General features: G+C 31.7%; 17 protein-coding genes and 1 tRNA gene. 8 read left to right on the top strand and 10 right to left on the bottom strand.

Annotation, left to right across the window (positions count from 1 at the left end; genetic code table 11):
• The first annotated feature begins 3 nt into the window (after positions 1-3).
• The 8 genes from murC (at position 4) to BP92_RS0100370 (ending at position 7,614) form a co-directional block, all read left to right on the top strand.
• Positions 4-1,350 (top strand): UDP-N-acetylmuramate--L-alanine ligase, encoded by a 1,347-nt coding sequence (gene murC, locus BP92_RS0100405; protein ID WP_026724217.1) that lies wholly within the window; start codon positions 4-6, stop codon positions 1,348-1,350.
• The gene (locus tag BP92_RS0100400) at positions 1,337-2,059 is read left to right on the top strand and encodes a cell division protein FtsQ/DivIB (RefSeq protein ID WP_026724216.1); all 723 of its coding nucleotides are present in this window, start codon (positions 1,337-1,339) and stop codon (positions 2,057-2,059) included. Before murC ends, BP92_RS0100400 begins: the two co-directional genes overlap by 14 nt.
• An 8-nt stretch (positions 2,060-2,067) precedes the next feature.
• Positions 2,068-3,447, top strand: a complete 1,380-nt coding sequence (gene ftsA, locus BP92_RS0100395) for a cell division protein FtsA (protein ID WP_026724215.1) — start codon at positions 2,068-2,070, stop codon at positions 3,445-3,447.
• A gap of 11 nt (positions 3,448-3,458) precedes the next feature.
• Positions 3,459-5,450: a cell division protein FtsZ gene (ftsZ, locus tag BP92_RS0100390; RefSeq protein WP_026724214.1), complete on the top strand. Its 1,992-nt coding sequence runs from the start codon at positions 3,459-3,461 to the stop codon at positions 5,448-5,450.
• 136 nt (positions 5,451-5,586) lie between these two features.
• A complete protein-coding gene (locus tag BP92_RS0100385; protein WP_026724213.1) occupies positions 5,587-6,036 on the top strand; it encodes a GatB/YqeY domain-containing protein in 450 nt (149 codons plus the stop codon).
• Positions 6,037-6,109: 73 nt separating this feature from the next.
• Positions 6,110-6,183, top strand: a tRNA-Arg gene (locus tag BP92_RS0100380).
• Positions 6,184-6,264: 81 nt separating this feature from the next.
• Positions 6,265-7,125 carry a zinc-dependent peptidase gene (locus BP92_RS15560; RefSeq protein WP_035692571.1) on the top strand — a complete coding sequence of 287 codons (861 nt, stop codon included), beginning with the start codon at positions 6,265-6,267 and terminating at the stop codon, positions 7,123-7,125.
• Positions 7,126-7,194: 69 nt separating this feature from the next.
• Positions 7,195-7,614, top strand: coding sequence for a CBS domain-containing protein (locus tag BP92_RS0100370; protein WP_026724212.1), 420 nt, complete (start codon positions 7,195-7,197; stop codon positions 7,612-7,614).
• A gap of 41 nt (positions 7,615-7,655) precedes the next feature.
• Here the strand turns inward: BP92_RS0100370 and rpe are convergent, their stop codons facing one another.
• The 10 genes from rpe to BP92_RS0100320 all read right to left on the bottom strand — a co-directional run bounded on the left by rpe (position 7,656) and on the right by BP92_RS0100320 (position 21,147).
• On the bottom strand, positions 7,656-8,315 hold the full coding sequence (gene rpe, locus BP92_RS0100365; protein ID WP_026724211.1) for a ribulose-phosphate 3-epimerase: 660 nt from the start codon (positions 8,313-8,315) through the stop codon (positions 7,656-7,658).
• 230 nt (positions 8,316-8,545) lie between these two features.
• Positions 8,546-9,409, bottom strand: coding sequence for a sigma-70 family RNA polymerase sigma factor (locus BP92_RS0100360; RefSeq protein ID WP_014389330.1), 864 nt, complete (start codon positions 9,407-9,409; stop codon positions 8,546-8,548).
• A gap of 108 nt (positions 9,410-9,517) precedes the next feature.
• Positions 9,518-11,212, bottom strand: a complete 1,695-nt coding sequence (locus tag BP92_RS0100355) for a hypothetical protein (protein ID WP_026724210.1) — start codon at positions 11,210-11,212, stop codon at positions 9,518-9,520.
• Positions 11,209-12,402 carry a DUF4249 family protein gene (locus BP92_RS0100350; RefSeq protein WP_026724209.1) on the bottom strand — a complete coding sequence of 398 codons (1,194 nt, stop codon included), beginning with the start codon at positions 12,400-12,402 and terminating at the stop codon, positions 11,209-11,211. Before BP92_RS0100350 ends, BP92_RS0100355 begins: the two co-directional genes overlap by 4 nt.
• Positions 12,403-12,429: 27 nt before the next feature.
• Complete coding sequence (locus BP92_RS0100345) at positions 12,430-13,623, bottom strand: DUF4249 domain-containing protein (protein WP_026724208.1); 1,194 nt, start codon at positions 13,621-13,623, stop codon at positions 12,430-12,432.
• A 2-nt stretch (positions 13,624-13,625) separates the two neighbouring features.
• On the bottom strand, positions 13,626-16,376 hold the full coding sequence (locus tag BP92_RS0100340) for a TonB-dependent receptor (protein ID WP_026724207.1): 2,751 nt from the start codon (positions 16,374-16,376) through the stop codon (positions 13,626-13,628).
• Positions 16,377-16,389: 13 nt separating this feature from the next.
• A complete protein-coding gene (locus BP92_RS16590) occupies positions 16,390-17,073 on the bottom strand; it encodes a hypothetical protein (RefSeq protein ID WP_150111839.1) in 684 nt (227 codons plus the stop codon).
• Between the two features lie 154 nt (positions 17,074-17,227).
• Positions 17,228-19,387 (bottom strand): polyribonucleotide nucleotidyltransferase, encoded by a 2,160-nt coding sequence (locus tag BP92_RS0100330; protein ID WP_026724206.1) that lies wholly within the window; start codon positions 19,385-19,387, stop codon positions 17,228-17,230.
• A gap of 137 nt (positions 19,388-19,524) precedes the next feature.
• Positions 19,525-19,794, bottom strand: a complete 270-nt coding sequence (gene rpsO, locus BP92_RS0100325) for a 30S ribosomal protein S15 (RefSeq protein ID WP_026724205.1) — start codon at positions 19,792-19,794, stop codon at positions 19,525-19,527.
• Between the two features lie 120 nt (positions 19,795-19,914).
• Positions 19,915-21,147: a cation:proton antiporter gene (locus tag BP92_RS0100320; RefSeq protein WP_026724204.1), complete on the bottom strand. Its 1,233-nt coding sequence runs from the start codon at positions 21,145-21,147 to the stop codon at positions 19,915-19,917.
• Between the last annotated feature and the right edge of the window lies 1 nt (position 21,148).

Genomic DNA, 21,148 nt, shown 5'->3' with positions numbered 1-21,148 from the left:
GAAATGAATCTAAATCAAATACATAACGTTTATTTCATCGGCATCGGAGGCATCGGAATGAGTGCTTTGGCACGCTATTTTCAATACATTGGAAAAAAAGTAGTGGGTTACGACAAAACCCCAACGCAGTTAACAGATGAGTTGCAAGCTATCGGTTTAGAAATTCATTTTGAAGATAATATCAGCTTAATTCCAACCGATTTCTATGTTGAAAATACATTAGTAATCGTAACGCCAGCCGTTCCAGTTTCGCATTCCGAATGGAATTATTTCATCGAAAGAGGATTTACTATTAAGAAACGTGCTGAAGTTTTAGGAATCATTACAAAAGATACCTATTGTTTCGCTGTTGCAGGAACACATGGAAAAACAACAACTTCGAGTATTTTAGGTCACGTTTTATATGAAAGTGGCGTAGATGTAACTGCTTTTTTAGGTGGAATTGTTGAAAACTATAATTCCAATTTAATCGGTTCGGGAAAAACGGTTACGGTGGTGGAAGCAGATGAATTTGATCGTTCGTTTTTGCATTTGCATCCAAATGTTTCTTGCGTAACTTCTATGGATGCGGATCATTTAGATATTTATGGAGATGCAGCAAGTATAGAAGATTCTTTTAGAGAATTCGCAGCCAAAACTCCAAGTGAAAATTTATACGTAATCAAAGGATTACCATTGGAAGGAAATACTATCGGAGTTAACAATGATGCCGATTTTTCTGCACAAAATATCCGAATCGAAAACGGGTTTTATGTATTCGATGTAAAAACACCAACTGAAGTAGTTCAAAATGTAAAATTTGGATTACCTGGTCATCACAATTTAACAAACGCATTATTAGCTTTTGCTATGGCGAAATCGTATGGCGTTTCCAATGAAAAAATAATTGCAGCATTAGCAAGTTTTAAAGGAGTAAGAAGACGTTTTTCGTTCCAAATTAGAGAAGAAAAATTGGTTTATATTGATGATTATGCTCACCATCCAACCGAAATTAACGCGGTGCATCAAGCGGTTCGTGAATTGTATCCTGGTAAGAAAATCATCGCTGCTTTTCAACCGCATTTGTTCAGTAGAACGAAAGATTTTGTAGATGGTTTTGCCGAAAGTTTAAGTCAATTTGATGAGATTTTATTATTGGAAATTTATCCAGCTCGCGAGTTGCCAATGGAAGGTGTAAATTCGACTTGGTTGTTGAATAAAATTAGCAATCCAAATAAGAAATTAGTCAGCAAAGACGAGTTGTTCACGGCTTTTGAAAATTCAGATGCTGATGTGTTTGTAACGATAGGTGCGGGCGACATTGGTGAGTTAGTAAAAGACCTAAAAAAAGCGCTTCATGAGAAGAATTAATTGGCATACTATTCGATTGGTGTTAATCATTTTTGCTATGATTTTCCTGTACTCTTTTTCGTCAAAGAGAAATAGTCAGCGTAAAATCAGTAAGATAGATATCAAATTTGAGTCGAATGAGAATATGTTTTTAACACATGAAATGGTTAATAACTTGTTAATACAAAATTTAGGAGGTACTTCATCAATACAAAAAGATAAAGTAGATTTGAATACTTTAGAAACTGTTCTCGATGATCACGAGATGATTGAAAAAGCTCAAGTTTTTTCAACAGTAGACGGATTTCTAAATACGCGTATTACTCAAAAGACCCCAATCGTAAGAGTTATTACTGATGCTGATAGTTACTATCTTGATTCAAAAGGAGATAGGATGTCATTGTCGGAGAATTTTTCAGCACGTGTTCCGCTGGTTGTCGGCGCAATAAGTGAAGAAAATTGTAAGCCATTTTTGAAGTTGTTTAACGAAATCAAAAAAGATGATTTTTTAAGCAAAAACATTACGGCTGCTAAGATTATGCCTTCTGGAAATGTGGTGTTAACCAACAGAAGTTATGATTACAAAATAGTATTTGGGCAACCAAAAAATGTGGAAAGAAAGTTTAAGAATTACAAAGCTTTTTACCATCATGCTATTAAAGATACATTGATTAAAAATTATAAAGAAGTAAACTTGATGTTTACACAACAAGTGGTTTGTAAGAAATAGGAGAAGTTATGAACAAAGACAACATTGCAGTAGGATTAGACATCGGTACAACTAAGATTGTAGCGATGATAGGGAAGAAGAATGAATACGGTAAGCTTGAGATTCTAGGAATAGGAAAATCAAAAAGTTTAGGTGTTCACAGAGGTGTTGTAAATAATATTACACAAACCATTCAATCGATTCAGCAAGCAGTTACCGATGCTGAAAACGATTCAGGTTATAAAATTAATGATGTTGTGGTGGGTATTGCAGGACAACACATCCGTAGTATTCAACATAGTGATTATATCAGTCGCCCAAATGCAGAAGAAGTAATTGGTGATGCTGATATTGATACGTTAATTGGACAAGTTCATAAATTAGCGATGTTGCCAGGTGAAGAAATTATTCACGTCTTGCCACAAGAGTTTAAAATAGACGGTCAAGCAGAAATTAAAGAACCTATCGGAATGTACGGTGGAAGATTAGAATCTAGTTTTCACGTAGTGGTAGGGCAAGCGGCTTCGATTCGTAATTTAGGAAGATGCATCAAAAGTGCCGGATTAGAATTATCTGGATTAACATTAGAGCCATTAGCTTCGGCTGATGCAGTATTGAGTCAGGAAGAAAAAGAAGCAGGAGTTGCTTTAATTGATATAGGTGGAGGAACAACCGATTTAGCCATTTTTAAAGATGGAATCATTCGTCATACAGCTGTTATTCCTTTCGGAGGAAACGTTATTACGGAAGATATTAAAGAAGGATGTTCAATCATCGAAAAACAAGCGGAGTTGTTAAAAACTCGTTTTGGTTCAGCTTGGCCAGGAGAAAATAAAGACAACGAAATTGTTTCTATTCCAGGTTTAAGAGGTAGAGAGCCAAAAGAAATTTCGCTAAAAAACTTGTCAAAAATTATTCACGCTAGAGTTGTGGAAATCATTGAACAAGTATATGCTGAAATTAAATTGTACGGACACGAAGATCCTAAGAAAAAACTAATTGCAGGTATTGTATTAACTGGAGGTGGAGCGCAATTGCAACATATCAAACAATTAGTAGAATATATCACAGGAATGGATACTAGAATTGGTTATCCAAACGAACATTTAGCAGGAGATTCAGACGAAGAATTGTCAAGTCCATTATATGCTACAGCGGTTGGTTTAGTAATGAACAGTATTAGAAATAATACCAAAAGTGCTACTCCGTTTGTAGAAATGAAAAAAGAAGAACCAGTAGTAGTGGTTCGTCCTCAAGCAGTGGTTGAAGAGCCAATTATTGAGGAAGAAAAAGAGGAGCCAAAAGCAACTCAACCTATCAAGCACGAAACAACTGATGATAAAATCAAACGTTCGTTTTTTGATAAATACATTGATAAGATTAAAGAATTTTTAGATAACGCAGAATAAAAGGAGATACTATGTCAGAATTTGGAAACATTTCATTCGATTTACCAAAAAACCAGTCTAACGTAATCAAAGTGATTGGCGTTGGTGGTGGAGGTAGCAATGCCATTAACCACATGTTTAAACAAGGTATTAAAGGTGTTGATTTTGTAGTTTGTAATACTGATTCTCAGGCATTACAAAACAGTCCTGTGCCAAATAAAATTCAGTTAGGTGTTAGCTTAACAGAAGGTTTAGGAGCTGGTGCTAATCCTGAAGTAGGTCAACAGTCTGCTATTGAAAGTATTGCCGAAATTGAAAAAATGTTGGACAGCAACACCAAAATGGTTTTCATCACCGCAGGAATGGGTGGAGGAACTGGAACGGGTGCGGCTCCTGTAATTGCGCAATTGGCAAAAGAGCGCGACATTTTAACAGTGGGTATTGTTACGATTCCTTTTCAATTTGAAGGAAAAGTTCGCTCTGAGCAAGCGTTAGCTGGAGTAGAACGTTTACGTAAGCAAGTAGATTCTTTAGTTGTTATCAATAATAATAAATTACGTGAAGTGTATGGAAACTTAGGTTTCAAAGCAGGTTTCTCAAAAGCAGATGAAGTATTAGCAACTGCATCAAGAGGAATTGCTGAAGTAATTACACACCACTATACACAAAATATTGACCTTAAAGATGCTAAAACCGTATTGTCAAATAGCGGAACAGCAATCATGGGTTCGGCAACTGCTGCTGGTTCAGATAGAGCAAAACAAGCCATTTCAAGCGCTTTAGATTCTCCATTATTGAACGATAATAAAATTACAGGTGCTAAGAATGTGTTGTTGTTAATCGTTTCTGGAACAGATGAAGCTAACGAAATTACAATCGATGAAATTGGAGAAATCAATGATTTCATTCAGTCTGAAGCTGGTTACAATGCAAATATCATTATGGGTGTTGGTGAGGAGGAAGCTTTAGGTGAGGCTATTTCGGTAACAGTAATTGCTACAGGTTTTAACATTGAGCAACAAGCTGAAATCGTAAATACAGAACCAAAGAAAATTATTCATTCATTAGAAGACGAACAAAAAATTGTTCACGAGTTAATGAATAAAGCGGCTTCAAATATTACAGTAAATAATCCAATTTTCGAAACTCCAAAAGTAGAAGAAATTAAAGCGGACATCATCAATCCTATTTGTGATGAAGTGGTAGAACAAAAAATCGTTTTCACTTTAGAAGAAGAAGTTGAGGAGCCAAAGTTTGAAATTCATACTCCAGTAGCTCCAGCAATGGATTTAGTACCAACTTCTGAATTAATTAAAAATATTGACGTTCAATTTGAGGTAATTACACCAAATGTAGCGCCAACATTCGAAATTATCACACCACAAATCAGAGAAATCGAAGTAAAAGATCCTGAATTTGTAGTAGCTAAAGAAGAAGAAATCAGTTTTTCATTCGATTTATTTGCTACAAAAGAAGAAGTAAAAGAAGTAACTCAAGAGAGTACTATTGTTTTTGAGTTAACTCCAGAAACACGTCAAATGGAAGTGAAAGATCCAATTAATGTGGTTCCAGTTACGGAAGTAAATCAAAACGGAATTATCAAATATTCGTTAGAAGATTACTTAGAAAAAGAAGAAGAATTAGTGGCTTCTAAACCTATCAAAGTGGTTAAAGAACCTATCGATGAGGAATTGAACTTCACGATGAAAACGAATGTTCAAAAGTTTGAAGATGCGGCTCAATTAGATAACACGTCGCCTTTAGAAATGTCAATCGAAGAAACATTAAAATTTAGAGCTGAAGAACGTAAAAGAAAAATGAAAGAATTCAATCATAAATTCAACAACAGCGCTTCGCAAATTGATGAGTTTGAAAGAGTTCCTGCATATAAAAGAATGGGGTTTGATGTAACATCTACACCAAACACAGCTAGTAATCAATCTAGAATGTCTTTAGGAACAGATAGTAATGACGATATTCAATTACGTTCAAACAATTCTTTCCTACATGATAATGTAGATTAAATCTACAACAAACTAACCTACCCAAAGGAACCCGAAGAGCAATTTTCGGGTTTTTTTATTACCTTTGCACTATGTTTGCAAAACCTGTTTTTAGGGTTTGGACATAAATCAACTACAATAAATAAAAAAATACAATATGAGTTTAGAAGCAAAAATCATGGATCACATGAAAGAAGCCATGAAAGCAAAAGATAGTGTAGCTTTAGAAGCGCTAAGAGCTATTAAATCGGCAATTATTTTAGCTAAAACAGAAGCTGGAGCAGGAGATGGTTTGTCAGAAGATCAAGAAATCAAAATGTTACAACGATTAGTTAAAATGCGTAAGGATAGTGCTGAAATCTTCACAACGCAAAACCGTCCTGATTTAGCAGAACCAGAATTAGCTCAAATTGCTGTAATTGAGAAGTTTTTACCAGCTCAGTTATCAGAAGCTGAAGTAGAAGCAATCATTGCTAAAATCATTGCAGAAACTGGTGCTTCAGGGATTGCTTCAATGGGAAAAGTTATGGGATTAGCAACAGCTCAAATTGGAGGACAAGCAGAAGGAAAAGTAATTTCTGGAATTGTAAAGAAATTATTAGTTTAAATAAGAAGAAAGAACAAAGATAAAAGATTGAGGTCTTTATTCTTTCCTCTTTTGCTCTTTTAGCTAAAAAAAAGGCTTCGTAGTTCAACTGGATAGAATATCAGATTTCGGCTCTGAGGGTTGCAGGTTCGAACCCTGCCGAGGTCACAAATAAACGTCAAGATTTCTTGGCGTTTATTTTTTTTAAACACATTATTTTTACGTTATTTGTAAGATAGTCTCAAATAAATGAATCCACCACCTGTAGAACACGAATTATTTTTAGCCGATTATATCGGTATGTTTATAGTGGTAGCGCCCTTTGCTGTAATATTTTTCTCCTTTGCATTTTATGTAGCCGAAATCGTTTATCTCCGAAATTATAAAAAACCTCTAATAGTATTTGCTAATATTAATTTTTTAAAGTTAAGTGATACTAGAAAGCATATTTTAGTTTCTAATTTTCAATTCTATAATCGATTAAAGCCTAAATATAAGCGCTATTTTGAACATCGTGTCTCAAAACTAATTCTTCATTACGATTTTGACGGAAGAGATATTGAGGTAACAGAAGAAATGAAAGTAACCATTTCAGCTACTTATGTGATGTTAACCTTTGGGATGCGCGAGTATTTGAATCCTCTTTTCAAGAGAATTGTCATTTATCCAGATATTTACTATTCTTCCCAAAATGATAATTACCACAAAGGAGAATTCAATCCGAGATTGGAATCTATCGTTTTTTCATGGAAACATTTCAAAGAAGGAATTGATATTTCAAATGATAATCTCAATTTAGGATTGCACGAGTTTACACATGCCTTTCATATTTATGCCTTAAAAAGTGACAAAGCTACTTTTGTATTGTTTAATGAATCACTTCAGAATTTATTCCGAGTGGTTTCAATTCCAGAAATGAAACATCGCTTAGTTGAATCTGGATTTTTAAGAGATTATGCTTATGAAAATCAATTTGAATTTGTAGCGGTTTTATTGGAGTACTTTTTTGAGTCACCAGATGAGTTTAAGTCAAAATTTCCATCTATATTCTTGAAAGTTAAGCATATGATTAATTTTAATGAAAGATATTTTATTTCTCCTGTAGTCTAAAATACTGATATCTATCATGTTTTTATACTGGGATATTGAGTAACTTTATGTTATTAAAATTTCGGTATTATGAAACAAAAAGTGCCCGTGTCAACTATCATGACAAAAAATGTAGTGAAGTTGAACTTATCAGATGATTTAACAAAAGCGGAAAGCTTGTTTAAAAAGTACCACTTAAGGCACATTCCAGTAGTTTATAGTAATAAGATTATAGGAATGTTAAGTTATACGGATTTGTTGCGTATTTCTTTTGCAGATGCTGTTTATGACGACGAAGATGTTGTGGATACAACAGTTTATAATATGTTTACTGTGGAGCAAGTAATGGCTAAAAAAATAGTTTCTATCTCTCCTGAAACAACAATTAAAGAAGCAGCTGAAATTTTAGCTACAAAAGAGTTCCATGCACTACCCGTTTGTGAAGGAGAATTGTTGGTAGGAATTGTAACTACAACCGATTTAATAAAATACTTAATCGATCAATATTAAATGAAAAAGCCTAACATTTTAAAGTGTTAGGCTTTTTTGAATTATTTTGTGATTTGTTTCAAATCAGCAATAGTTGCTATTGGATCTTGAGCTCCAAAAACGTAACTACCCGCTACTAAAACATCAGCACCAGCATCAGCTAATTGTTTGGCATTTTTATTGGTTACACCACCATCTATTTCAATTATAGTAGATGCGTTTTTTCTATTAATTAATGCTTTTAGTTTTTCAACTTTAGCATAAGTATTTTCAATAAAAGATTGTCCTCCAAAACCAGGATTTACACTCATGATACAAACCAAATCAATATCTTGAATCACATCTTCTAATAAATCTACATTTGTGTGTGGATTTAATGCAACACCGGCTTTCATTCCTTCAGCTTTAATAGCTTGAAGTGTTCGGTGTAAATGCGTGCAAGCTTCATAATGAACCGTTAAAACATCAGCACCTAATTTTTTGAAAGTTGCAATGTATCGGTCAGGATCAACAATCATCAAATGAACGTCAATGATTTTTTTAGCATGTTTGTTGATGGCATCTAAAACAGGCATTCCAAAAGAAATATTAGGAACAAAAATGCCATCCATAATATCAATGTGAAACCAATCGGCCTCGCTTGCATTAATCATTTCAATGTCGCGTTGTAAATTAGCAAAATCAGCTGCCAAAACTGATGGAGCAATAAGTGTGTTTTTCATAAACTTATAAAGTGTGTGTTGTTAAGTGCAAATGTACAATATTTAAAATATTTCAACATTCAAAATTCCAAGTTGAATATTCAAAATTTTTAGTTTTCAACAATGAACAATGAATAACAAATGTTGAATTTTGAAGTTGCTTTTAAAAATAAAACTCCGGTAATCAGCCGGAGTTTCAATCATCAATCAAAAAACGAACAGTCTTAGACTGTTGTTGCTGTATTTAGGAATTAACCTAAATATGTTTTTAATATTTTACTTCTAGAAGTGTGTTTTAATCTTCTAATGGCTTTTTCTTTAATCTGACGAACACGCTCACGAGTTAAATCGAAAGTTTCTCCAATTTCTTCTAAAGTCATTGGGTGTTGATCACCTAAACCAAAATACAAACGAACCACATCAGCTTCTCTTGGAGTTAATGTTTCTAATGCTCTTTCGATTTCCGTTTGTAACGATTCGTGAATTAATTCTCTATCTGGATTTGGAGATTCACCTGAACGTAAAACGTCGTATAAGTTAGAATCTTCTCCTTCAACAAGAGGTGCATCCATTGATAAGTGACGACCTGAGTTTTTCATTGACTCTTTTACGTCATTTACCGTCATATCTAATTCTTTTGCAATTTCTTCTGCCGAAGGAGCGCGCTCATTAGATTGCTCTAACAAGGCATACATTTTGTTGATTTTGTTGATAGAACCAATTTTATTCAACGGTAAACGTACAATACGAGATTGTTCAGCTAAAGCTTGTAAAATCGATTGACGAATCCACCAAACGGCATATGAAATAAATTTGAAACCACGTGTTTCGTCGAAACGTTGCGCGGCTTTAATTAATCCTAAATTTCCTTCGTTAATTAAATCAGGAAGTGTAAGTCCTTGATTTTGATATTGTTTTGCTACTGAAACTACGAAACGTAAATTAGCTTTTGTTAATTTCTCTAAAGCGCGTTGATCTCCGGCTTTAATTCTTTGCGCTAATTCTACTTCTTCGTCAGCAGTAATAAGGTCAACTTTTCCAATTTCTTGTAGGTACTTGTCTAAGGAAGCAGTTTCACGATTGGTAACCTGCTTGGTGATTTTAAGTTGTCTCATCTAAATTTCTCCTTACTTTTTAAAAGTTCTGGTTGTTATACGTAAGAGGTTTCAAAAAAGTTACAAAGAATAATAAATAATTTTTTAAATTTCTTAAAATCAAGAGTTTTACTTTACTTCGAAATATTCTTTTATAGAAATAGGCTCACCATTTGGCGAAAATCCTTCTAAACTTATTTCGAATGTTCCTTCAATATCAGATGTGAAAAAATGAAATGGATTTTTCTCTTTTGATAGAAGAAAATTTGTTTCCCAAGCCAGTTGATATCTGTAATCAGGGAATCGAGAATAATCTTTTTCTAAATCATAGTTAATGTTTAGATAAGGTTTTTCAGCAATACATCTTTCAATTTGTAGCGGTAAAATATTCTTTGATTTTGGATTGTACTCTCTATTGAATGTTGTTATTGAAATTATGCCGCTGAAAATTTTTGAACCATAAGAATAAGCTTTTTTTACAACATCTATTTTATAAATATTATTAGTATTGTAAGTAAAAAGTTCATTTACATCTTGTAATAATAGTCCGTCAACTAATACTAATGCACTTCCAAAAGAACCAGCAGAAACGGTATAATCACTAATGTATAATTCATAATTGCCTTTATTTTCTTTAAAATAAACGGATGGAATAATTTCTGTTATAATTTCTTTAAATGTTGGAAAACGTTTGTAATTATCTAATATAAATTCCTCTGCATTAGAGCCGTAAAAAGGGCTGGAGCTTTGATTTTTTTGCTCTAAATTTGTTTTTGTAGCATATGTATTTACAATTTGACAAGCAACCAATCGAGCTTCTATATCTTTAATTTGGTCTTTTGTAATTGTTAAATTATTTTTAGAAATCGGGTTATTTATTTGTGTTTTTGTCGAAGCATTTAAGGTAATCTGAAAATCATTTATTTCATTTTCGAAAACTTGAAGAATAATATCTGATTTTTTTAAATCTTGATCTAAAATGAAATTAAATTCTCCTTTACTATTTGTTTTAGCAATTTTAAATTCGAAAGGATCTCCAATGATAGATAAAGCAATATGTTTTTCATCGGTTGTTTTATTTGAATCGTTAGTGGAGATTTTTCCAGATAGCAATTCACCTCTTAACTCGGGTAAATATTTTATAGTTGACGAATTGATAAAGCTTTCTGAATTATTTTTAATAAAATCTATACTGTTTATTGCTTTATTAAATGCTAGATTGTCTGTTTTTCTTACTGAGACTGAAAAATTCCCACCCTTATATTTTTCGGATAAAGTGGTAATATCTAATTCAACTTTCTCTCTTTTTGAATAAGTATTCTTTGGAAATTTAATTAGTACCTCTTGATTTTTAAATTGAGTATCCTTTTTCAAGGTCTCGGTAATTGTTTCGTTTGTGCTTTTTTCTTTGTTTTTGTAGGATAAAAATGGATTTATAATTAAAATTTCCCTTTCAAAATATTTTGATTTTGAGTTATTTTGCATCCAATTGGTATAAGCAATTAGTTTGTAGTTACCTGAATTGTATGTGGTATTGATAAAAATTTCATTGGCTCCAACGCCATTGCTTAATGTTATTTTATTTCGGTTTATACAAGTACCGTTATTGTCGATAATTTCTACATAAGCAATTTTACTTATGTTACTTAATTCTTTAGAATTAGCATTCAAGCAATATATTTTATACAATAAGGTTTCGCCTGTTATAAATGTTGATTCATTTGTATGTATAAAAATAGTTTCGCTTTCAAAATTGTTATTCTGAGCGATACATTTGGATAACCATCCAAATGTAAAAGCTAATAAAATTATATATTTTCTCATTGCCAAAATGGAGGTATTACGTTAGAACCTAAAACTCTACAATCACCACAAAAAGTATCTACCATTTCAAAAAGATCCCCTTCACTTCTAAAATATACTATTTGACCAGCTTCATAGGCATATTTCAAATTAAAATAGCCATATGCTGCACATGGAGAAATTCGAGAAAGACAACTTTTGTCATATACTTGACTGTCACAACGCCCATAATATTCCGGAAGAGGTTCTCCTGGAAAAAGATCAACATAATTAAAAAAGAGTCTTTTAGTTGATACCGATGCAACATTAAAAATACCAACTACTGTTTCACTCGGATTTGTTTCACATTTGATATTTCCAACAACTTCACCCGGTTGAATTTGAGAAAGAACATTTCCTGAGCTTGAAAAATTTCTAAGTGTATTGTAAAAAACATATGAATTGTAATTTTCAACATATTGAGTTACATTAATACTATATCGATGTGTGATTTTTGTTGTTTGTTGTGGGATGAACAGGATAGGGAAATTAGTTACTCTATCTTCCGTTTGGTTATTGGTTGAAGTCAGAAGAATTTCATTTGATTTTTCTGTTCTATAACATACTTGAGTATTGGGGTCGTCTCTCAAAGAAATAATGATGTCATTGTTACTTGTAAATGTTAGTTTTTCATTCGACCATTTAGGTACAACGATTTTAAACGTTTCCTCATAGGTGTAACGATAAAAATTTGAAGTGGCTGTTGGGTCGTAACTGTTCACTTTTATTGCAACTCCTCTTATTCCATCGTTGTTATTTTCTACGAATGGAACAACGCTCTCTAAAGTTGAACTGCTAGGTAGTTTTTCAAGATTAGAGGAATATGTTTTACCAGTTGAAGTTTCAATTACAAGTTTGTATAAAATGCCAGGTTGTGCCTGAAATTCATTTTCAGATTTATAAAGATTGTCAATTTCTTCAAAGTTATAACTAGAACCATCATCGCCAATTATTCTAACAAATGCACCTGTCTCAATTTCTGGCTGACTTTCATTCAACCTTGACGTTCTTGTTAATTTTACTTCATGATGCTTTAATTCATTAGTTAAAGTAGCCTCAACAACCAATGAGTTTTGATAAACGTCAGATTGTAATACATAAGGCTCAGTACAACTTAAATTGCAAACTATAAATAATAGTAATAGCGATTTAATTAAGATGTTTTTTTTCATAATTAAAATTTAAAATTATATATTTTCTCATTGCCAAAATGGAGGTATTACGTTAGAACCTAAAACTGTACAATCACCACAAAAAGGATCAACCATTTCAAAAAAACGTCCATCACTCCTATAATATACTAGTTGTCCATTTTCGTATCCATATTTCAAATTAAAATAGCCATATGGTGTGCATGGATCATTCAAAGAAAGACATCTGCTGTCATATACTTGAACGTCGCAACTTCCATAATATTCTGGAAGAGGTTCTCCTGGAAAAATATCCTCATAATTAAAAAAGAGTCTTTTACTTGATACTGATGCAATATTAAAAATGCCAACTACTGTTTCACTCGGATTAGTTTCACATTTAATATTTCCAACAACTTCACCTGGTTGAACTTGTGAAAGCACATTTCCAGAACTTGAAAAGTTTTTAAGGGTATTGTAAAAGACATATGAATCGTAATTTTCAATATGTTGAGTAACATTAATACTGTATCGATGTGTTATTTTTGTTGTTTGTTGTGGAATGAACAAGATAGGGAAATTTGTTACTCTATCTTCCGCTAGATTGTTGGTTGAAGTCAAAATAATTTCATTTGACTTTTCTGTTTTATAACATACTTGAGTATTCGGATCGTCTCTCAAAGAAATAACTACTTCATTGTTACTTGTAAATGTTAGTTTTTCAGATGACCATTTAGGAGCAATAACTTTATACGTTTCTTCGTATGTGTAACGATAAAAATTTGAAGTGGCTGTTGGGTCATAACTATTCACTTTTATTGCAACTCCTCTTATTCCATCATTGTTGTTCTCTACAAATGGAATTACACTTTCTATAGGTGAGCTGGTAGGTAATTTTTCAAGATTAGAGGAATATGTTTTACCAGTTGAAGTTTCAATTACAAGTTTGTATAAAATGCCAGGTTGTGCCTGAAATTCATTTTCAGATTTATAAAGATTGTCAATTTCTTCAAAGGCGTAACTAGAACCATCATCGCCAATTATTCTAACAAACGCACCTGTCTCAATTTCTGGCTGACTTTCATTCAACCTTGATGTTCTTGTTAATTTTACTTCATGATGCTTTAATTCATTAGTTAAAGTAGCCTCAACAACTAATAAGTTTTGATAAACGTCTGATTGTAATACATAAGGCTCAGTACAACTTAAATTGCAAACTATAAATAATAGTAATAGCGATTTAATTAAGATGTTTTTTTTCATACTTAAAATTTAAAATTATATGAAATTGTTGGTACTGGTATCGAAAAAATAGATGTTTTATATCCTTTTATTTTTCCGTCTTCTGTAACAAAATAAATAGAATAAGGGTTGTTTCTTCCTAATACATTGTATATAGAAATATTCCAAAAACTGTGTGCTAGTTTTTTAATTTTATGGTTCCCTTCAATATTAAATCCAATGTCTAATCTATAATAATCCGGTATCCTGAATTCATTTCTATTACTATAAAGTGTATATTGTGATCCGCCATAATCATAGCTGCCAACTGGATATGTAATCGGTCTTCCAGTTTGATAAACAAAATTTGTAGATGCGCTATATCGTTTAGTAAATTTATAATTTAAAATTAAATTAAAATCATGTGGTTTGTCGAAATTCGCTGGAAAATATTTTCCATTGTTTACAGTTTCTCCATCAAAAGGACTATCTAATTTAACTAGTGTTCTCGAATAAGTATATCCTGCCCATCCATTTAATCTACCACTTGTTTTCTTTACTAATAGTTCAATTCCGTAGGCTTTACCTTCTCCTTGTAAAACTTCAGTTTCTATGTGATCGTTAAGGATTAATTGCGCTCCTGTTTTAAAATCCATAAAATTTGAAGATTTTTTGTAATAACTTTCTAAACTTATTTCATAAGGAATATTTTTAAAATTTTTAAATAAACCTAATGAGATCTGCTGTCCATAGGTTGGTTTAATATTTAGGTCGGAAATTTTCCAAGTATCTGTTGGAGATTGTGTCGTGTTTGTAGATAGTTTATGTATATATTGATAGTTTGTGTCATAACTTAATTTCGTAGAAAATGTTTCAGTAATCATTTGTCTTAATGCTATTCTATACTCCAAACCATTGTAAGCTTTCATTACTTGGTTGTTGCCATAGGATACTTCTTCTATAAGATACTCGTTAGTTGTTGGTGAATTATTTTGATAAACTCTTTGTTTTCCGCTTCCTAAAGCTAGGAAATTTGAATATCTAAGCCCAAGGTTTAAAGTAAGCTTGGGAGTGATATTAAAAATGTCAGAGGCAAAAAGCGCACTTTCTAATCCTTTTTCTTTATCAACTGATTTATATTCTAAAATTGTATTTGTATCCGTAGGGGAGAATGTCCCTGGATTAATATTATACAAAACAGAGTTTAAACCATAAGATATTTTGTGTTTTTTTCTAAAATTTAAAGATCCCTTATAAAATAATTTTGTTTCATTTACTTTGAAGTTGAAATCAAAAGAATTTTGATTATTGCCATCATATCCAATATCAAATTTATATTCGGAATTAGTAATGCCAATTTGTGCACTATGATCTTCTTTGAAGTAATGCCTTGCTTTAATACCTAATATTCTGTTGCTGTATGAGTAAGTGGAATCTAGAGTTAATTTAAATTTGTCTTTACTGTAGTAAGTGAAAACATCAAAGCTTGTTTTTTCAGATATTTTATGGCTATATTTCAAGAACAAATCATAGAATGAAGCTTTACTTTTTTTAATTTCTTCGTTGTCGACCGATTTTAATATCCAATCAGAATATGTTCCCCTTGCTGCAACTTGTAAACTAGATTTTTCTTTAATAATTGGAAGGTTTAATGTTAAATTGCTAGTAACAGGTCCTAAGCCGCCTTCTCCTGATATCTTTTCAGAATTACCGTTTTTTGATGTGATATTAAAAACAGAAGCGATTCTTCCTCCAAACTCTGCTGGAATGCTTCCTTTGTATATGTCTGCTTCATTTATAATGTAAGGATTAATAGAAGAGAAAAAACCAAAAAAGTGATTTGGGTTGTATATTGTGGCATAATCAAGTAAAAATAAATTTTGATCTTCTTTTCCACCTCTAACATTTACTCCAGATGAACCTTCACCTGTATTTTTAATTCCAGGTAAAGTTGTAGCAATTTTTAGTATGTCCCTTTCACCTAAAACCATTGGTACATTTTTCATCTCTTCCATATTAAAAGAGGTAACACCAGACGTTGTGTTTTTTATGATCTTATCACTTTTTGCTTCTACAACAACTTCGTTCAATTCAGTAACTGATTCAGATACATTGAAATCAAAAGTTCCGCTATCATAAACTAAAATTTGAATTGTTAGTTTTTTATATCCAAATGATTCAACTTCAATAATATGTTTTCCATATTGAAGTTGAATTCTGTAAGCTCCTTTTTCATCAGAAACAAATAAGTTGGATTTACCTTTTATTTTTATGACGGCATTTGATATTGGTTCCCCCGTTTTATTATTTAAAATTTTACCTTTAATTTCAAATATTCCTCTTTGATTTTCTTTTGATTCTTTTCCTATTGTATATAGCGAAATATTTTCATTGTCAGAATTTCTATAATTTTCTTCATCAGATATTAAAACTGGGGCTGACTCTTTCTCATTTTTATTTGATTCACTTTCTAAAAATGAACTTGAAACTTTATCGTAAATTAAATTATTTAGGGTTAATATTATTTTAGAATCTGTCAGATAGAAATTTATCTTTGATTCATTAAAAATTGCTGTTAAAATTTCATTTATAGAAGCATTGTTGAAATTTAAATTTATCAATTGAGATTTATTTAACCATTCTTTTTTGAAATAAAATTGATATTCAGAATTTTTTTCAATTTGATTAATACATTCTTCTATAGTAGCATCTTTGAACTCAATAGTAATCTTTTTATCTTGTGAAAAAACAAATAGGCAAACGAAAAATAATATAAAGGATAGTCTCTTTTTCATATTTACTATTGAATTATTTAATATTATTTTCTAATTGCTTTACTAAGTTTTCAAAAAACAAAGTTCTATTTTCATTGAATAGATTTGAATTTCTCTTAAAAAAATCTGCTATTTCGTTTTTATTTTCTTTAAAAATATCAACTAAATCTTTTTTATTTTTAATTGTGAAAAATTCGTTTTTATATTGAATTACATATTCGTTTTTTAAAATGAAATTGTAGTAAACTAATTTATTTTTTACTAAATCTCTTATTTCTTTTTTATGTTTTATGTATAAACTTATTTTATTGCCGCTTATTTTTTCTTCATAATAGCCTTTATAAATTCCACTTAGTTTAACGAATTTACTGTTGTTTATTGTAAATGAATTTACGTTTTCTTGAATCAATTCAATTCCAAAATTTTCTGAATTCCCATAAGGTCTATAAATTACTATATCCCTATATAAATCATATTTCAAGGTAATATTTGAATAATCTTGATTTTTATAAGTAATATTTTCAATTGAATATGTTGGAAAAAAAAATTGATTAATTTCTGTTGTTTTATAATCATTTGTGAATAATTTACCATTGCTTAATGATAAGTTGTCTTTTCCAACTGCATTATCGAAAAATTCTTCTATTTTATCCTGAGAATAAAGAGAGGTGTTTAAGAGCAGGAAAAAAGTGAAAATTAGGGAATAATACTTTTGCATATTCATGTTTATTTTAATTTATGGCAATTTAGTTAAATTTTTAACGCAAAAATGTTAAAATTATTCTTACACATAAATATGTTATTAAAATAAAATCAAAAAGCCCCGATTCAATTAAATGAATCAGGGCTTTTTATGAATTAATATAAGTATATTAACCTTGAGGTTTATCTTTCTTCTCGATAGGTTTTTCTTCTCTTGGAGGTCTTGGTAAAAGTGCTTTTCTTGACACTTTTTCTTTACGTGTTTTAGGGTCAATACCTAAGTATTTTACCATAAACACATCTCCCATATTTACTACATCAGTAACATTTTCTGTTCTTTCCCAAGCCAACTCCGATACGTGTAATAAAACTTCGTTTCCTGGTGCTTGTGTATATTCTACAACAGCTCCAAAATCTAACATTTTAATTACTTTTACTTCGTAAGCTTCTCCTACAACAGGTTTGAAAATGATTGAGTCAATTTTAGCTAAAACAGTTGCAATTCCTTCTGGACTTGTTCCTAAAATTTCAACTACACCTTGCTCATCCACTTCGTTGATTACGATAGTAGTTCCAGTAGCTTTTTGTAATTCTTGAATTACTTTTCCACCAGGACCAATTAAGGCTCCAATGAAAGCTCCAGGGATTGTTCTTGTAATAATTTTTGGTGCTTTTGGTTTTACTTCAGCTCTTGGAGTTGCAATAGTTTCAGTGATTTTTCCTAAAATATGCATACGACCATCGCGCGCTTGACCTAAAGCTTGTTCCATGATGTCATAACGTAAACCATCAATTTTGATGTCCATTTGACATGCTGTAATACCGTCAGCAGTTCCAGTTACTTTAAAGTCCATATCTCCTAAGTGATCTTCATCTCCTAAAATGTCAGACAATACAGCAAATTTTTCACCGTCAGTAATTAATCCCATAGCAATACCAGAAACTGGTTTTACCATTTGAATTCCAGCATCCATTAATGCCATTGTACCAGCACAAACCGTTGCCATTGAAGAAGAACCGTTAGATTCTAAAACTTCAGAAACAATACGAATTGTATAAGGACAATCAGCAGGAATCATATTTTTTAAAGCTCTTTGAGCTAAGTTTCCGTGACCAACTTCTCTTCTTGAAGTTCCTCTTAAAGGTTTTGCTTCACCTGTTGAGAATGGAGGGAAGTTATAATGTAAATAGAATTTTTCTTCACCTTGTTCCGATGGAGAATCTATTTGGTTAGCTTCTCTTGAAGTTCCTAAAGTAACAGTTGCTAAAGCTTGTGTTTCTCCACGTGTAAATAAAGACGAACCGTGAACAGAAGGTAAATAATCTGTTTCACACCAAATTGGTCTAATTTCAGTTGTTTTTCTTCCGTCTAAACGTAACCCTTTTTCTAAGATTGCATTACGAACCGCTTCTTTATTAGTTTTGTAGAAATATTTTCCTACTAAATCTCCATTTTCAGCTAATTCTTCTTCTGTAAATAAAGCTTTAACTTCTTCTTTTACAGCAGCAAATTTTTCACCTCTTTCGCTTTTTCCTGAAGCTTCTTGAGCAATTGCATAACATTTGTCGTATGCAGCTGCTTTTACTTTTGCATAAATAGCTTCATCTTCTTTTTCGCCTTCATATTCTCTATAAGCTGGAGAGCCAATAGCAGCTCTTAAACGCTCTTGTGCTTGAATTTGAATTTTGATAGCTTCGTGAGCAAATTTGATAGCTTCTACCATTTCTGCTTCTGAAATTTCTTTCATTTCTCCTTCTACCATAGCAACAGAATCCATAGAAGCTCCAATCATCATGTCGATGTCTGATTGCTCTAATTCTTCTCTACTTGGGTTGATAACGAATTTTCCGTCGATACGTGCTACACGAACTTCAGAAATTAAGTTGTAAAAAGGAATGTCTGAAACTGCTAATGCAGCTGAAGCAGCTAATCCAGCTAATGCATCTGGCATAACATTTTCGTCGTGACTCATTAATTGAATCATAACTTGTGTTTCAGCATGGTAATCGTCTGGGAAAAGTGGACGTAATACACGGTCAACTAATCTCATTGTTAATACTTCGCTGTCACTTGGACGCGCTTCTCTTTTGAAGAAACCACCAGGAAAACGACCTGCTGCTGCAAATTTTTCACGATAATCAACCGTTAAAGGTAAAAAATCAACACCAGGATTTGATGTTCTTGCAGATACTGCTGTTGCTAATAACATGGCATCGCCCATACGAACAACAACAGATCCATCTGCTTGTTTGGCTAATTTTCCAGTTTCGATTGTGATGCTTCTTCCGTCACCTAAATCGATAACTTCTTGGAATACTTTTGGAATCATAAATTTTTAATTCTAAATTAAACAAAGGGTCAGTTGTGTTGTTGTTGTGTGTGTAGTTGTTTGTAACCCAATGAAAAACCAAACTTTTTCTGTCAATATAAATAAAACAAAAAGGGGCACGAAGCCCCTTTAGTTGATTATTTTCTAATACCTAATTCTTTAATAATCTCACGATATCTGTTGATATCTTTCTTTTTTAAGTAGTCAAGAAGACTTCTTCTTTTACCTACTAAAAGTACTAACGAACGCTCAGTGTTATAATCATGACGATTTTTTTTCAAGTGCTCAGTTAAGTGAGAAATTCTAAATGTAAATAATGCGATTTGCCCTTCAGCAGATCCAGTGTTTTCAGCTTTTCCTCCGTGTTTAGCGAAAATTTCAGCTTTAGTTTCTTTTGTCAAGTACATGCCAATATTATTTTAAATGATTTTTATGTATGAATTGTATGGTTGCAATTCGGGTGCAAAGATAGAAATAATTGTGAATTATGAATTATAAATCAGGAATTATTTTTTCAAATTCAAAACTTAAGCAATTTTATCAATCGATTTGAACGCCCTTTTTAATAAAAATGGAGTAGCCAATGTGGTAATAAGTCCCATAATTACTAACATCGAAAAGATTTCGGTATTGATAATTCCAGCCTTGTAAGCAATGTTTGCAATTACTAACTCCATAATTCCTCTGGCATTTAATCCAAAACCTAATGCAAGCGAAATTTTATGATCTAATCGCGCAAAACGACCACCAACATATCCACCTATTATTTTTGAAAAGAATGAAACGGCAATGATGGCAAATAACAACGGATAATTTTGAATGGATGAAAATTGAAATTCTAATCCAATTCCAGCAAAAAAGATAGGAGCTAAAAATCCCATTGCCATGCTATTAGTTGTGTTGTGAAACGTGTTTAGATGTTTTTCGCCAACTAATTCTTTTGAAATAAGCATCGAAGCAAAAAAGGCTCCAATTATAAAATGCAATCCAATACTTTCAGTAATAGTAGCAAAGATTAGAATAAACACAAAGAATACTGCAAAAAGCGATTCTTTTCCTTTTAATAGTGAAAGTATCTTGTTTAGTTTGTTTTCTATTAAATTTTCTTCTCTTGATACATTTCGGATAACACGATAGGTGGCAATTACCAAAATTAAGAAACAACTTAATTTTAATAGTGTTAATAAAGTTGCATGAGTTATGTTAGCAAATGTTTGCTCAACATCTTTAATGTCTAATAATATACCTAAAATGGTTAGTGCAATTACATCATCAAAAATGGCTACCGAAATAATTTTTTGTCCTACAGGAGAATTTAGTTTACCTAAATCCATCAAAATCCGAATACTAACGGGTAAAGCGGTAATGGCAACACATAATCCTATGAATATGGTTGACATTACATCTAATTCAAAATATCTTCCCACAAAAAAACCTGAAACAATTGGAACAAAAAAGGCCAAAAGTGAAATCACAATATTTCGACCTTTCATGGATTTCACAATTTCATCCAAATTAATTTCTAAACCTGCAATGATAACCAATAAGAAAACTCCCAACTCAGAAATTACTTTTAATTCCTCAGTACGATGAATGAAATTTAAAATGGTTGGTCCTAAAAGAACACCGGCTAAAATTTCTCCAATCATAGCAGGTTGTTTAAAACGCTCCATAATTTCGCCAAAAAAACGTGCTAAAACTAATAATAGCAATAAATTAGCAAAAAAAGGAAGTTCTAAACTTGGGACATTAAATTCCATA

Source organism: Flavobacterium sasangense DSM 21067 (genome assembly GCF_000686885.1).
Taxonomy (GTDB): domain Bacteria; phylum Bacteroidota; class Bacteroidia; order Flavobacteriales; family Flavobacteriaceae; genus Flavobacterium; species Flavobacterium sasangense.
The sequence above is the reverse complement of the archived record's forward strand: the minus strand, read 5'-3'. Positions and strand labels throughout refer to the sequence as shown.

Excerpts from the sequence above, each read along its gene's own strand:
- murC (WP_026724217.1), top strand. The coding sequence starts at position 4 with ATGAATCTAAATCAAATACATAACGTTTATTTCATCGGCATCGGAGGC.
- BP92_RS0100400 (WP_026724216.1), top strand. The coding sequence starts at position 1,337 with ATGAGAAGAATTAATTGGCATACTATTCGATTGGTGTTAATCATTTTT.
- ftsA (WP_026724215.1), top strand. The coding sequence starts at position 2,068 with ATGAACAAAGACAACATTGCAGTAGGATTAGACATCGGTACAACTAAG.
- ftsZ (WP_026724214.1), top strand. The coding sequence starts at position 3,459 with ATGTCAGAATTTGGAAACATTTCATTCGATTTACCAAAAAACCAGTCT.
- BP92_RS0100385 (WP_026724213.1), top strand. The coding sequence starts at position 5,587 with ATGAGTTTAGAAGCAAAAATCATGGATCACATGAAAGAAGCCATGAAA.
- BP92_RS15560 (WP_035692571.1), top strand. The coding sequence starts at position 6,265 with ATGAATCCACCACCTGTAGAACACGAATTATTTTTAGCCGATTATATC.
- BP92_RS0100370 (WP_026724212.1), top strand. The coding sequence starts at position 7,195 with ATGAAACAAAAAGTGCCCGTGTCAACTATCATGACAAAAAATGTAGTG.
- rpe (WP_026724211.1), bottom strand. The coding sequence starts at position 8,315 with ATGAAAAACACACTTATTGCTCCATCAGTTTTGGCAGCTGATTTTGCT.
- BP92_RS0100360 (WP_014389330.1), bottom strand. The coding sequence starts at position 9,409 with ATGAGACAACTTAAAATCACCAAGCAGGTTACCAATCGTGAAACTGCT.
- BP92_RS0100355 (WP_026724210.1), bottom strand. The coding sequence starts at position 11,212 with ATGAGAAAATATATAATTTTATTAGCTTTTACATTTGGATGGTTATCC.
- BP92_RS0100350 (WP_026724209.1), bottom strand. The coding sequence starts at position 12,402 with ATGAAAAAAAACATCTTAATTAAATCGCTATTACTATTATTTATAGTT.
- BP92_RS0100345 (WP_026724208.1), bottom strand. The coding sequence starts at position 13,623 with ATGAAAAAAAACATCTTAATTAAATCGCTATTACTATTATTTATAGTT.
- BP92_RS0100340 (WP_026724207.1), bottom strand. The coding sequence starts at position 16,376 with ATGAAAAAGAGACTATCCTTTATATTATTTTTCGTTTGCCTATTTGTT.
- BP92_RS16590 (WP_150111839.1), bottom strand. The coding sequence starts at position 17,073 with ATGCAAAAGTATTATTCCCTAATTTTCACTTTTTTCCTGCTCTTAAAC.
- BP92_RS0100330 (WP_026724206.1), bottom strand. The coding sequence starts at position 19,387 with ATGATTCCAAAAGTATTCCAAGAAGTTATCGATTTAGGTGACGGAAGA.
- rpsO (WP_026724205.1), bottom strand. The coding sequence starts at position 19,794 with ATGTACTTGACAAAAGAAACTAAAGCTGAAATTTTCGCTAAACACGGA.
- BP92_RS0100320 (WP_026724204.1), bottom strand. The coding sequence starts at position 21,147 with ATGGAATTTAATGTCCCAAGTTTAGAACTTCCTTTTTTTGCTAATTTA.